We start from the raw sequence: 13,682 nt of genomic DNA, 5'->3' as shown, positions 1-13,682 counted from the left end.
TTATAGCTGCCTGGGAAGAAGCCTGCGATGACCTCCACTGCCGCCCCGCTCGACTTGTTGCTGCTGCCGACCTGGCTGGTACCCGTCGAACCTGCCGGCGTGGTGCTCAAGGAGCATGGCCTGGGCATCCGCGATGGCTGCATTGCCTTTATCGGGCCACGGGACGCGGCGTTGAAGCTGGCGGCGCGAGAAGTGCGTGAACTGCCCGGCATGCTGCTCAGCCCCGGCCTGGTCAATGCCCACGGCCATGCAGCCATGACCCTGTTCCGCGGCCTGGCCGACGATTTGCCACTGATGACCTGGCTGGAAAAACACATCTGGCCCGCCGAAGCCAAGTGGGTCGATGAAGCGTTCGTGCGCGACGGCACCAACCTGGCCATTGCCGAGCAGATCAAGGGCGGCATCACCTGCTTTTCGGACATGTATTTCTACCCCAAGGTCGCCAGTGACTGCGTGCACAACAGCGGTATGCGTGCGCAGATCGCGCTGCCGATCCTCGACTTCCCGATCCCCGGCGCCAGCAGTGCCGACGAGGCGATTCGCCAGGGTATCGAGTTGTTCGGCGACCTCAAGCACCACCCGCGCATCAAAATCACTTTCGGCCCCCACGCGCCCTATACCGTGTGCGATGCCAATCTGGAAAAAATCCGGGTGATCGCCGAAGAGCTGGACGCCGCGATCCATATGCACGTTCACGAAACCGCCTTTGAAGTGCAGCAAGCCGTCGAGCAGACCGGCGAGCGGCCATTGGCGCGCCTGGCTCGCCTTGGCCTGCTGGGCCCACGCTTCCAGGCCGTGCACATGACCCAAATCAGCGAAGACGACCTGGCTTTACTGGTAGAAAGCAACACCAGCGTCATTCACTGCCCGGAATCGAACCTGAAACTGGCCAGCGGCTTTTGCCCGGTGGAGCGCTTGTGGCAGGCTGGCGTCAACGTGGCCATCGGCACCGACGGCGCCGCCAGCAACAATGACCTGGATTTGCTCGGCGAAACCCGCACGGCGGCGATGCTGGCCAAGGCAGTGGCCGGTTCGGCCACTGCGCTGGATGCCCACCGCGCCTTGCGCATGGCCACGCTCAACGGTGCCAGGGCGATGGGCCTGGACAGCCAGATTGGCTCGCTGGAAGTCGGCAAGGCGGCAGACATCGTCGCCTTTGACCTTTCCGGGCTGGCGCAACAACCGATCTACGATCCGGTCTCACAGCTTATATATGCCACCGGGCGCGATTGCGTGAAACACCTTTGGGTCGCTGGCAAACCATTGCTCGACGACCGGCAATTGACCCGCATGGATGAACAACAGTTGACCGCCACGGCCATTGCCTGGGGCCAACGCATCAGCGGGCACAGCGAATAACGACGCGGCTGAAGCCTTGGGTTCAGCCGCGACACACCGACTTATCAGATTCAGAGGATTCACCATGAGCAACGTCGACCACGCCGAAATCGCCAAGTTTGAAGCCCTGGCCCACCGCTGGTGGGACCGCGAGAGCGAATTCAAACCCTTGCACGACATCAACCCACTGCGGGTCAACTGGATTGACGAGCGCGTCAACCTGGCCGGCAAGAAGGTGCTGGACGTCGGTTGCGGCGGCGGCATCCTCAGCGAAGCCATGGCCCAGCGCGGCGCCACCGTCATGGGCATCGACATGGGCGAAGCGCCGCTGGCCGTAGCCCAGTTGCACCAGCTCGAATCCGGCGTGAGCGTGGAATACCGCCAGATCACTGCCGAAGCCCTGGCCGAGGAAATGCCTGAGCAGTTCGACGTGGTCACCTGCCTGGAAATGCTCGAACACGTGCCGGACCCATCCTCGGTGATCCGTGCGTGCTTCCGTATGGTCAAGCCCGGCGGCCAGGTGTTCTTCTCCACCATCAACCGCAACCCCAAGGCCTACCTGTTCGCGATCATCGGTGCTGAATACATCATGAAGCTGCTGCCGCGCGGCACCCATGATTTCAAGAAATTCATCCGCCCTTCCGAGCTGGGTGCGTGGAGCCGCCAGGCCGGGCTGACCGTCAAGGACATCATCGGCCTGACCTACAACCCGCTGACCAAGCACTACAAGCTGGCCAACGACGTTGACGTCAACTACATGATCCAGACCCTGCGCGAGGAGTAAGCCTGTGAAGTTGCGAGCGGTTCTCTTCGACATGGACGGTACCCTGCTGGACACCGCGCCGGACTTTATCGCCATCTGCCAGGCCATGCGCGCCGACCGTGGCCTGGCGCCGATCAACCCGCAGCACATCCGTGATGAAATCTCCGGCGGTGCGCGGGCGATGGTCGCCGTAACCTTCTCGATGGACCCGGAGTCGCCGGGCTTTGAAGAACTACGTCAGGAGTTCCTGGAGCGTTACCTCAAGGATTGCGCGGTGCACAGCAAACTGTTCGACGGCATGGCCGAGCTGCTGGAAGACATCGAGAAAGCCAAGCTGATCTGGGGCGTGGTCACCAACAAGCCGGTGCGCTTTGCCGAACCGATCATGCAGCGCCTGGGCCTGGCCGAGCGCTCGGCCGTGCTGATCTGCCCGGACCATGTAAAGAACAGCAAGCCGGACCCGGAGCCGATGATCCTGGCGTGCAAGATGCTCGACCTGGACCCGGCCAGCGTGCTGTTCGTGGGCGATGACCTGCGTGACATCGAGTCCGGCCGCGATGCCGGTACGCGCACGGCGGCGGTCACCTATGGCTATATCCACCCGGACGACAACCCACGCCACTGGGGCGCGGATGTGGTGGTGGATCACCCGCTGGAATTGCGCAAGGTGCTGGATAACGCGCTGTGCAGTTGCTGATTGTTCGAAGATCTCAACAACGCTGAGATCAATGTGGGAGCTGGCTTGCCTGCGATAGCGGTCTGCCAGCCAGCACATTTGGCGACAGGTCGTCCGCCATCGCAGGCAAGCCAGCTCCCACAGGAAATGGATTCCACTTCGAGAGCTGTATCACCTTGAAATTTGTCGAGGCTATTTATGTTTGATTATTCTGCCCCTCCAGAACTGCTCAAAGGCCGGATCATCCTGGTAACCGGCGCCGGTCGCGGGATTGGCGCGGCAGCGGCGAAGACCTATGCCGCCCATGGTGCCACCGTGCTCTTGCTGGGCAAGACCGAAGCCAACCTGGCCCAGGTGTATGACGAGATCGAAGCCGCGGGCCACCCGCAGCCGGTGGTGATCCCGTTCAACCTGGAGACCGCCCTGCCCCACCAATACGATGAGCTGGCAGCAATGATCGAAAAGGCATTCGGCCACCTCGACGGCCTGTTGCACAACGCCTCGATCATCGGCCCGCGCACGCCCATCGAGCAGTTGTCCGGCGAGAACTTCATGCGGGTGATGCACGTCAACGTCAACGCGATGTTCATGCTGACCAGCACTTTACTGCCGTTGCTCAAGCTGTCCCAGGATGCGTCGGTGGTGTTCACCTCCAGCAGCGTCGGGCGCAAGGGCCGTGCTTATTGGGGTGCCTATGGCGTGTCCAAGTTCGCCACCGAGGGGCTGATGCAAACCCTGGCCGATGAATTGGAAGATGTGGCCGCAGTGCGCGCCAACAGCATCAACCCGGGGGGCACCCGCACCAGCATGCGCGCCCAGGCGTACCCAGGGGAAAACCCGATGGAAAGGCCGGCGCCGGAAGAGATCATGCCGGTGTACCTGTACCTGATGGGGCCGGACAGTGCGGGCATCAATGGCCAGGCCTTCGATGCGCAATAAGCCCTGACACACCGCAAAACAAAGGTGGGAGCTGGCTTGCCTGCGATAGCGGTGGTGAATGTTCCATCGCCATCGCAGGCAAGCCAGCTCCCACATTGCTTTGTGGTGTAGTTAAAAACTCAGTTTTTGACCACTTCCTCCAAGGTGAAGCGCCCCAACGGGTTCTGCAGGAAGTTGCTGACGTTCTTGCGTGAGATGTTGATGTACGGGCTGTAGTACAGGTCAATCCAGTTCACATCCTGTTTGGCCAGCTTCTGCAACTCCACATACATTTGCTCACGCTTGGCCGGGTCTGCCTCGATCCGCGCGGCCGCCACCAACGCCTTGACCTGGTCGTTCTTGTAGCGGGTCATGTAGTTCTGGTTGGTGTCGTGGCCCAGCACGAAGGTGGTTTTCTGGTCGGGGTCGAGGATGTCGTTGGTCCAGTACATCACCGAAATATCGTACTCACCGTCCACCAGCATCTGCCAGCTTTGGGTCGGGTCGACTTTTTGCAGGTTGGCGGTCACGCCGACCTTGGCTAGCTGGTCCTTGATGATCACCGCGATCTGCTCGTCGGCCTCGTTGCCGGCGTTGACCACGTAGTTGAGCTTCAAATCCTGGGCACCCGCAGCGGCCAGCAGCTTCTTGGCTTCGGCCGGGTCGTACGGGCGTTGCAGGTTGTTGGCGTAGTGGTACAGCGAGCCCTTTGGAATGTAGGAATAAGCCACGGTGCCTTGACCGTATGTGACGGCTTTGACCAGCGATTGCTTATCGATGGCCATGTCCAGGGCCTGGCGCACTTGCGGCTTGGCCAGCAAGCCGTGCTCGTGGTTGATCAACAGGTGATCTTCACGGGTGGACGGGTCGGCGTGGATCACCACGTTCTGGTCCTTTTTCAGTTCTTCGACCCGGGAGAACGGCACGAAGATCGCCGTGTCGAGTTCGTTGTTCTGCACCATGCGCATGCGCGTGTTGTCATCGGTCACCGACACCCATTCCACGCCGTCCAGGCTCACGCTGCTGGCCTGCCAGAAATTCGGGTTTTTCTTCAGGATCACGCGGTCGCCCTTGCGCCACTCGTCCACGGTAAACGCGCCGGAAGTCACCGGGTTTTCCGAGTAGGCGTCTTCGCCCATCTTGGTCATGGCTTTTTCAGACAGGATCGACACCGTTGGCGACGCCAGTTGCGAAAGGAAGGCCACCGCCGGAGTTTTCAGGGTGACCACCAGGGTCTTGGCATCGCTGGCCGTGGCGGTGTTGATCAGGCTGAACGGGTCGCTCCACAAGGAGGCCTTGTTGTCGCGGATGCGCAGCAGGCTGAACGCGGCGTCGGCGGCAGTGATCGGCGAGCCGTCAGAGAACTTCGCCTCGCGCAGCTTGAAGGTGTAGGTCAGGCCATCCTTGGAAATGTCCCAGCTTTGGGCCAGGCCCGGTTCCATCTTGGTGCCCAGGTTATCCACGCGCACCAGGGTGTCGTAGACGTTGGCAAACACCCAGGTGTCGCGGTTTTGCGCGCTTTTGATCGGGTCAAAGGTGGTGCTGTCTTCACGGCAGCCGATGGTGAGCACACCGGCGGCCTGGGCCAGGCCGGCGGTCAGCGACCAGGCCGTGAGGGTAGCGGCGGCGAGCAATTTCAAGTGGCGCGAGTGCATATCACAACTCCTTGTTAATGAATGGCAGAGGGTCAAAGCAAAGGGGCTTCAAGCACGCAACTGTACCGATGCTCGTGCAGGAAATGGGTGGGGGGCAATACCGTGGAACACATGGCTTGCGCATACCTGCAACGCGGGTGAAAGGCACAGCCTGTCGGCAGATTCAGCGGGCTCGGCGGTTCGCCGGGCAATGGTTGCGCAGGCAATGGCCGGTGCGGATCGATCTCCGGGATGGCCTGGATCAGCGCCGCCGTATACGGGTGACGCGGCGCGGTGAACACCGCTTCCACCGGCCCTTCCTCGACGATCTTGCCCAGGTACATCACGGCCACGCGGTCGCATAGGCGCCTTACGATGGCCAGGTCATGGGCGATAAACAGGATCGCCAGGTTCATGCGTTGTTGCAGTTCCAGCAGCAGGTTGATGATCTGGCCCTGGATCGACACATCCAGCGCCGCCACGCATTCATCGGCAATGATCAGGCGCGGCTCCACCGCCAGCGCCCGGGCGATACCCACGCGCTGGCACTGGCCGCCGCTGAGGGAGCCGGGCTTGCGTGAAGCCAGCTCAGGACGCAAGCCGACCAGTTCGAGCAATTCATTCACACGATCAGGAATCTGCTGCGCCACCACCTTACGCTGCACACGCAGTACCTCGGCGATGGTTTCGCCAATGCTGTGCCGTGGATTGAGCGCGGCGTAGGGGTCCTGAAAAATCATCGCAGTTTCATGCCGCAGCCGGGCAATGTCGATGGCACTGCCATGGGCCATGTCGACACCGTCGAACAACACCTGCCCGGCGCTGATCGGGTTGAGGTGCAGAATTGCCCGGCCCAGGGTGCTCTTGCCACTGCCGGACTCGCCCACCAAACCCAGGGTTTCACCGGCGGCGAGGTTCAGGGACACCCCGTTCACCGCCCTCACCCACTGGCGGTTGAGGCCAAACAGGCCGCTGCCGGACGCGGCAAAGCGCACTTCCAAATCCTTGACCTGTAACAAGCTCATGGGCGCGCTCCCAACGGGTAGTGACAGGCCACGCGTGCGCCTTGGGGCAGCAACTCGGTGCACAAGGCGCCGGCCTGCGGGCAGCGCGGGTGGAAGCGGCAGCCGTCGGGCAATGCATCGAGCAACGGCGGCTGGCCAGCAAGGGTGCGCAACAACGCATGCCCGCTGCTGTGGGCCGGCTGGCAGTCGATCAGGCCTGCGGTATACGGATGTTGCGGTTGGGCCAGCAGTTCGTATTTGCTGCCGTGCTCGCACAGGCGCCCGGCGTACATTACGGCGATGGCATCGCAGGTTTGCGCCACCACGCCCAGGTCATGGGTGATCATGATGATCGACAGGCCACGCTGGTCGCGCAGGTCGAGCAACAGCCGCAGGATTTGCGCCTGCACCGTCACATCCAGGGCCGTGGTCGGTTCGTCGGCGATCAGCACCTTCGGGTTGCAGCCCAGGGCTACGGCGATCATTGCGCGCTGGCGCATGCCGCCGGAAAACTCATGGGGGTAGTTGTCGACCCGCGCCTGGGGGTCGGGAATCCCGACCTGACGCAATACCTCGATCGCCTGCAAGCGCGCGTCTTTTTTCGACGCACCTTGATGCAGGCGGATGCCCTCGGCGATCTGCTCACCGATGCGCATCAACGGGTCCAGATGGCTGCTGGGGTTCTGGAAGATCATGCCCAACTGCCCGCCGCGCACGGCGCGCATACCGGCATCATCCAGCGCCAACAGGTTCTGGCCGGCCAACTGCACCGCGCCGCCCTGCACGCGCAGATTGGGCGATGGCAACAGACGCATCAGGCCACGACAGGCCATGGTCTTGCCGGAACCGCTCTCACCCACCAAGCCAAGGATTTCACCTTCGGCCAGGTCGAAGGACACCCGATCCACCAAGGTGACCTCACGCCCGGCGTTGTTGGCGATCACACTGAGGTCGCGCACCTGCAACAGGCTCATGAGCGCTCCCCCAATACCTGCGCAACACCATCGGCCAACAGGCTGAAGCCCATGGCCAAAGTCACGATGGCCAGGCCCGGAAAGGTGCAGATCCACCAGGCGGTGGTGATGAAGGCTTGCCCCTCGGCCACCATCGTCCCCCATTCGGCGGTCGGCGGTTGCACCCCCAGGCCCAGGTAACTGACGGCGGCGCCGTTGAGCAGCACCAGCACCGCGTCAGACATGGAAAACACAATGGAGCCAAACAGCGCATTGGGCAGCAAATGCCGGAACAGAATGCGCCCATGGCCAAAGCCCAGGCTCTTGGCGGCCAGGGCGAACTCGCTTTCCTTGAGCACCAGGATCTGCGAGCGAATCAGGCGCGCGTACGACACCCAACCCACCAGTGCCATGGCGATATAAAAACTCTGCAAGCCCGGCCCGAGGATGGCCATGATCGCCAGCATCAGCACCAGGAACGGGAATGCCAGCACCACGTCGATCACACGCATGCAGACACTGTCGAAGCGCCCGCCGATATAACCCGAGACCGCACCGATAAAGGTGCCAATGATGAACGGGAAGATCACCCCGACAACCGCCAGCTGCAGGTCGATGCGCGCCCCCCAGATCACCCTCGACAGGATATCCCTGCCGTAATTGTCCGTACCCAACGGATGGGCAAGGCTGGGGGCCAGCAAACTCATGCCGGTGTCCTGCGCGATGGGGTCATAGGGCGCGATCCACGGCGCAAACAGCGCCAGGGCCAACCACGCGAACAGGATCAACAACCCCCATGCGGCAGTCAGTCGGCCATTGCGAAAACCAAAGCGCAGGCGCAAGCGCCATGGGGCGATCAGGGGGCGACTGCTCATTGCATCTTCACCCGTGGGTCGAGGGCCACTGTCACCAGGTCGGCCATGAAGTTGACCACCACCGTGGCACAGGCCAGCACCATCGCCACGCCCTGCACCACCATGTAGTCACGGGTAAAAATGCCGCGCACCAGCAATTGGCCGATGCCTGGAATCGCGAACAGGCTTTCGATGACCACCGTGCCGCTGATCAGCCAACCGATGTTGACCGCCAGCAGGTTGACCGCGGGCACCAGGGCATTGGGCAGCACATGCCGACGAAACACCGCGCCTTCAGGCAGCCCGCGTGCGCGGGCTGCGGTGACATGGTCTGCCTGCAACTCCATCAACATGCTCGCCCGCAGGTTGCGCACCAGCACCGCCGACAGCGCCAGGGCGATGGTCAGGCATGGCAAGAGCATATGGTGCGCCTTGTCCAGCCAGGTGCGCCCGTAACCGGACACCGGGAACAGGCCCCATTTCACGCTGAGCAGCAGGATCAGCATCAACCCCAGCCAGAACGCCGGCATGCCCAGGCCGACCGTGGTGAACACGCGGATCAGCTTGTCCGCCCAACGGCCTTGCTGGCGTGCCGCAATCGTCGCCAATGGCACCGCTATCAACAAAGCCAGCACCACGCTGCCCAGCACCAGCACCAGAGTCGGCTCGATGCGGGTGACGATCAGTTTCAGGGCGTCGACCTTGTACAGCAGCGATTGGCCGAGGTCGCCCTTGAGCAGGTTTTTCAGGAAGTAAAAGTATTGCAGCCACAAGGGTTGGTCGAGGCCGAACTGGGCGCGGATCTTCAACAGCGCATCCGGCGTGCTGCGCGAACCCAGCAAGGCGCGCGCCGGGTCGCCAGGAATCGAGCGCACCAACACGAAGGTGATCAGGCTGATGCCCAGCAGCACCGGCAGCAATTGCAGGGGCCGGGACAACACGAAGCGGTAGCGCGCCAGGTTCATGCGTCAGCCTCGGTGGCGAGCGAGAAAGTCCAGCAGCACCGGGAAGTACGCCTGCGGCTCCTCGTAAAACGGCATATGACTGCTGTTGGGGAACACATGCAACTCGGCGTGGGGTGCTGCTAGTTTCATGCGCATTGCGCAGGCGGGGGTGAGTTCGTCGTGCTGGCCGGTGGTGATCAGGATCGGCATCTTGAACTCGGCCATTTCCTTGAGGCGGTTCCAATCCTTGAGGTTGCCGATATAGAGGAACTCGTTGGGGCCTTGCATGGTTTCGTACGGCCCCATGTTCCAGTCGCCCAGGGACCGCTTGACCGGCTCTGGCCATTCGTCGAGCCGGCACACGTGGCGGTAGTTGAGCAAGGTGATGGCGGCCTGGTACTGCGGGTGGTCGAGAGTGCCCATGGCTTCGTGGCGTTGCATCATGGCCACGGTTTCGCTGCCTAGGGCGCCGCGCAGGCGCTCCAGTTCCTGGGACAGGTGGGGAATGTCGCCGACGGTGTTTTCCAGGATCAGGCTTTTGAGCGCACCGGAATAATGCAGGGCATATTCGATCCCCAGCCAACCGCCCCAGGAGTGCCCGAGCAAATGCACGCGGCCCAGGCCCAGCGCCTGGCGCACGGTCTCGACTTCTTCGACATAACGGCGGATTTCCCACAGTGCGGCATCGGTCGGTCTGGCTGATGCGCCCGTGCCAAGCTGGTCGAATGCAACCACTCGCAGGTTATGTGCTTTGAGCCAGCCATGGGCGTCGCGCAGATAGTCACACGGCAGGCCCGGCCCGCCGTTGAGACACAGCAGCACCTCATCGCCTTCGCCAAAGCTGTAGACCGCGAGGTTATGGCCGTCGACTTGCACGTTGTACTGCTGGTCGGGGGCAATTTCACGCCACATGCATACATTCCTTGTGTTGTATCGGCCTGGCGGGTAGCGGCCGTTTATCAGGTCAACACTACCGAGGATGCCGTGCGTCCATAACCTAGTATTTCTTATAGGTTTGGCCTGGCAGTCCTTCGCCGGGGCGTGGCATTCTACTTGCAGCAAGTCGAGATTCAAATGAATTCGGGAGCAGAACGGATGCTGGCCAAGCTGACCGCCTTCAATAATCGCCTCATACCGGGCAGGAGCCTGGATGAACAGATGGACAATGCGTTTATCCTTGCCCAACAACTGGGCTTCGATGCCCTGGTGTATGACTACAGCCCGGTGCCCATCGACCTCAACGGCGCACTGATCACGCCCTCGCTGTTGCAATTGCGCAACACACCGGCCGACTGGCACGCCTTATGGTGCAGCGAAGGGTTTTACCAGATCGACCCGGTGCAACACCTGGCGTTGAGTTCGGTATCACCATTTGTCTGGTCCTATGAGGCGAAGACCGAGACTGCCCTGCAAAAGATCATCGACCCGTGCCACGCCCCCGTTTCGTCCTACCTGCATGAACGCCAACTGACCTGCGGCGTCAGCGTGCCGATTCATCTGCCCCGGGGCGGCTTCGCCTCGCTGACCGGGTTGCGCACCGGCAAGGCGCGCACGGTATTGAAGGACGCCCAACATACGCTGGCCGATTTCAGCCTGATTACCCATGCCCTCCAGGAAGCGGCGTACCCGCTGTTCAGCAAGGAAGTGCGGGCTTATCCGCACATCCGCCTGACCAAGCGCGAGCGTGAATGCCTGAAGTGGGCGGCCGAGGGCCTGACCGCCGCCGAAATCGCCACCCAATTGAGCCGTTCCCTGGCGGTGGTCACCCTGCACCTGGCCTCGGCCATGCACAAACTGGGGGCCAAGAACCGTGTTCAGGCGGTGGTTCGCGCCACCCATTACCGCTTGCTGGAAGGTTGAGCGCTGGGAAAAACCTATCTGTTTTGCTAGTTACCTAAACTTTTTGTTCAGACTATCGTAACCCTGATCCTTTTTTTCAGAGCAGGGTACGAAATGGAATTCATCGAAAAAGTTCGCGAAGGCTACGCGCCCTTTGGCGCCTACCAGACCTGGTATCGCGTCACGGGCGACCTGACCACAGGCCGCACGCCCTTGGTGATCATCCATGGCGGCCCTGGCTGCACCTACGATTACGTCGACGCCTTCAAGGACGTCGCCGCCAGCGGTCATGCGGTGATCCACTACGACCAGTTGGGCAACGGCCGCTCCACGCATTTGCCGGAAAAAGACCCGTCGTTCTGGACCATCGGCCTGTTCCTCGACGAGTTGAACAACCTGCTGGACCACCTGCAAATCAGTGAGAACTACGCGATCCTCGGGCAATCCTGGGGCGGCATGCTGGGCAGCGAACACGCGATCTTGCAACCCAAGGGCCTGCGCGCGTTTATCCCTGCCAACTCCCCCACCTGCATGCGCACCTGGGTCAGCGAAGCCAACCGCCTGCGCAAGCTGTTGCCTGAAGGCGTGCACGAAACCCTGCTCAAGCACGAGCAGGCCGGCACCTACCAAGACCCGGAATACCTGGCGGCCTCACGGGTTTTCTATGACCAGCATGTGTGCCGGGTCAACCCGTGGCCCGAAGAAGTGGCACGCACCTTCGCCCAGGTGGATGCCGACCCGACGGTGTACCACGCCATGAGCGGCCCGACCGAATTCCACGTGATCGGCAGCTTGAAAGACTGGAACGTGATCGGCCGCCTGTCAGCCATCAAGGTGCCAACCCTGGTGATTTCCGGTCGACATGACGAAGCCACACCGTTGGTGGTCAAACCGTTCCTGGATGAGATAGCGGACGTGCGCTGGGCACTGTTTGAAGACTCCAGCCACATGCCCCATGTGGAAGAACGCCAGGCGTGCATGGGAACGGTGGTGAAGTTTCTGGATGAGGCGTGTTCGTTGCCCTGCAAAGAACTCAAAGCGGGTTGAATCTCTGTGGGAGCTGACTTGCCTGCGATAGCACCGGTGAATTCACCATCGCTATCGCAGGCAAGCCAGCTCCCACAGGGTACACGGGTCGCTCGTTAAACCTCGCTGGTCTCAGGCTTGGATATTTTCCTCAGGGCATCGGCCACCAACGGAATCTCCTTACCTTCGGCATCAAACAGCTTCCCTCCCCGGTAGTAATCGCCGTCGCGCAACGCGGCCACGTCGCGAAAGCACAAGCTGCGCTCAGTCCCCGCCACAAACACTGACTGCTGGTCCGAGTTGCCGGCGGTGAAGTGGTTGAATGCCAGGTTCAGCAATATCGCCATGATTGCCGACGAGCTGATGCCCGAGTGGAAGATGGTCGCGAACCAGCTTGGAAACTGATCGTAGAAGCTCGGCGCGGCGATGGGGATCATGCCGAAGCCGATGGACGTGGCGACGATGATCAGGTTCATGTTGTTGCGGTAATCCACCTTCGACAGCGTGCGAATCCCGCTGGCCGCCACCGTGCCGAACAACACAATCCCGGCGCCGCCCAATACGGAAGTCGGCACGGCCGCAATCACCCGGCCCATGAATGGCAGCAGGCCGAGCACCACCAGGAACACCCCGCCAGTGGCCACCACGAACCGACTCTTGACCCCGGTCACCGCCACCAGGCCGACGTTCTGGGCGAATGCGCTCTGGGTGAACGAACCGAAGATCGGCGCGAACATGCTCGACAACATGTCGGCACGCAGGCCGTTGCCCAGGCGCTTGGAGTCCACCTTGGTGTCGATGATCTCACCCACCGCCAGGATATCCGCCGAGGTTTCCACCAACGTCACCATCACCACGATGCACATGGAAATGATCGCCGCCACATGGAAGGTGGGCATGCCGAAGTGAAATGGCGTGGGGAAACCGAACATCGGCCCCTGCATGACACCGGAGAAGTCCGCCATGCCGAGCAGCACCGCAATCACGGTGCCGATCACCATGGCCAGCAGGATCGACAAGCGAGAGATGGTTGCGCTGCCGATCTTGCTCAGTAGCAGCACCAGCACCAGAGTCAGCGCGGCCAGGCCGATGTTGGACATGCTGCCAAAATCCGCCGCCCGGCTGTTGCCACCCATGGCCCAGCGCGCCGCTACGGGCATCAGGGTCAGGCCGATGGTGGTAATCACAATGCCCGTCACCAGCGGCGGAAAAAACTTGGTGATCCTTGAGAACACCGGGGTGATCAACAAGCCGATAAAGGACGCGGCCATCACCGCCCCGAGGATCGCTGGCACGCCACCGGCACCGTCGCTGCCGACAATCGCCACCATGGTCGCCACACCCGCGAACGACACGCCCTGCACCAGCGGCAACTGACAGCCGAAAAACGGCAGGCCCAGGGTTTGCAGCAGCGTGGCCAGGCCACCGGCAAACAGCGATGCAGCGATCAGCAGGCCGATATCCGCCGGCGACAACCCGGCTGCCTGACCGACGATCAACGGCACGGCGACGATGCCGCCGTACATGGTGAGCACGTGCTGCAGGCCGTAAGCCATGTTGGCGGCGACGCCCAGATTTTCATCTTCGGGCCGCTGCGGTGACGCCTTCGGGATAGTCATGGTGAGGGGTTCTCTGTTTTTGTTGTGCGCTCACTGTATGCAATGTTAAGACTGTATGTCCATAGAGTTGTATACAATCAATCGAACAAGATACCCTCCAACGGCGTTACAAAA

The 13,682-nt window shown here is 61.7% G+C and carries 13 protein-coding genes; 6 read left to right on the top strand and 7 right to left on the bottom strand.

The features are described 5' to 3' along the window. Window positions 1-27: 27 nt before the first annotated feature. From ODQ19_RS06440 to ODQ19_RS06425, 4 genes are all read left to right on the top strand, one after another. Window positions 28-1,359 carry a TRZ/ATZ family hydrolase gene (locus ODQ19_RS06440; protein WP_032892794.1) on the top strand — a complete coding sequence of 444 codons (1,332 nt, stop codon included), beginning with the start codon at window positions 28-30 and terminating at the stop codon, window positions 1,357-1,359. Between the two features lie 64 nt (window positions 1,360-1,423). Beyond that, window positions 1,424-2,122, top strand: a complete 699-nt coding sequence (gene ubiG, locus ODQ19_RS06435) for a bifunctional 2-polyprenyl-6-hydroxyphenol methylase/3-demethylubiquinol 3-O-methyltransferase UbiG (RefSeq protein WP_003189760.1) — start codon at window positions 1,424-1,426, stop codon at window positions 2,120-2,122. A gap of 4 nt (window positions 2,123-2,126) precedes the next feature. Further along, window positions 2,127-2,798 carry an N-acetylmuramic acid 6-phosphate phosphatase MupP gene (gene mupP, locus ODQ19_RS06430; RefSeq protein WP_003189759.1) on the top strand — a complete coding sequence of 224 codons (672 nt, stop codon included), beginning with the start codon at window positions 2,127-2,129 and terminating at the stop codon, window positions 2,796-2,798. Between the two features lie 177 nt (window positions 2,799-2,975). Continuing rightward, the gene (locus ODQ19_RS06425) at window positions 2,976-3,716 is read left to right on the top strand and encodes a YciK family oxidoreductase (protein ID WP_014717613.1); all 741 of its coding nucleotides are present in this window, start codon (window positions 2,976-2,978) and stop codon (window positions 3,714-3,716) included. A gap of 119 nt (window positions 3,717-3,835) precedes the next feature. On the opposite strand, the gene ODQ19_RS06420 is transcribed toward ODQ19_RS06425, so the two are convergent. From ODQ19_RS06420 to ODQ19_RS06395, 6 genes are read right to left on the bottom strand one after another with little or no spacing between them, the layout of a single operon-like run. Then, the gene (locus tag ODQ19_RS06420; protein WP_330209600.1) at window positions 3,836-5,350 is read right to left on the bottom strand and encodes an ABC transporter substrate-binding protein; all 1,515 of its coding nucleotides are present in this window, start codon (window positions 5,348-5,350) and stop codon (window positions 3,836-3,838) included. Window positions 5,351-5,382: 32 nt separating this feature from the next. Further along, entirely contained in the window at window positions 5,383-6,354 is a 972-nt protein-coding gene (locus tag ODQ19_RS06415) for an ABC transporter ATP-binding protein (protein ID WP_330209599.1), read from the bottom strand. Then, window positions 6,351-7,307 carry an ABC transporter ATP-binding protein gene (locus ODQ19_RS06410; protein ID WP_330209598.1) on the bottom strand — a complete coding sequence of 319 codons (957 nt, stop codon included), beginning with the start codon at window positions 7,305-7,307 and terminating at the stop codon, window positions 6,351-6,353. The genes ODQ19_RS06415 and ODQ19_RS06410 overlap by 4 nt, the downstream gene beginning before the upstream one ends. Beyond that, the gene (locus ODQ19_RS06405; protein WP_058410160.1) at window positions 7,304-8,161 is read right to left on the bottom strand and encodes an ABC transporter permease; all 858 of its coding nucleotides are present in this window, start codon (window positions 8,159-8,161) and stop codon (window positions 7,304-7,306) included. Before ODQ19_RS06405 ends, ODQ19_RS06410 begins: the two co-directional genes overlap by 4 nt. Next, a complete protein-coding gene (locus tag ODQ19_RS06400; protein WP_330209597.1) occupies window positions 8,158-9,105 on the bottom strand; it encodes an ABC transporter permease in 948 nt (315 codons plus the stop codon). Before ODQ19_RS06400 ends, ODQ19_RS06405 begins: the two co-directional genes overlap by 4 nt. Before the next feature lie 3 nt (window positions 9,106-9,108). After that, window positions 9,109-9,996: a proline iminopeptidase-family hydrolase gene (locus ODQ19_RS06395; RefSeq protein WP_330209596.1), complete on the bottom strand. Its 888-nt coding sequence runs from the start codon at window positions 9,994-9,996 to the stop codon at window positions 9,109-9,111. A 183-nt stretch (window positions 9,997-10,179) separates the two neighbouring features. On the opposite strand from ODQ19_RS06395, the gene ODQ19_RS06390 reads away from it, so the two are divergent. Continuing rightward, a complete protein-coding gene (locus ODQ19_RS06390) occupies window positions 10,180-10,944 on the top strand; it encodes a LuxR family transcriptional regulator (protein ID WP_116665078.1) in 765 nt (254 codons plus the stop codon). A 93-nt stretch (window positions 10,945-11,037) separates the two neighbouring features. Next, entirely contained in the window at window positions 11,038-11,970 is a 933-nt protein-coding gene (locus tag ODQ19_RS06385) for a proline iminopeptidase-family hydrolase (RefSeq protein WP_330209595.1), read from the top strand. Between the two features lie 95 nt (window positions 11,971-12,065). Here the strand turns inward: ODQ19_RS06385 and ODQ19_RS06380 are convergent, their stop codons facing one another. After that, complete coding sequence (locus tag ODQ19_RS06380; RefSeq protein WP_330209594.1) at window positions 12,066-13,568, bottom strand: nucleobase:cation symporter-2 family protein; 1,503 nt, start codon at window positions 13,566-13,568, stop codon at window positions 12,066-12,068. Between the last annotated feature and the right edge of the window lie 114 nt (window positions 13,569-13,682).

It is taken from the genome of Pseudomonas sp. AM4(2022), from assembly GCF_036346515.1.
GTDB classification, from domain to species: Bacteria; Pseudomonadota; Gammaproteobacteria; order Pseudomonadales; family Pseudomonadaceae; genus Aquipseudomonas; species Aquipseudomonas paracarnis.
This window is presented reverse-complemented; position numbering and strand designations above follow the sequence as displayed.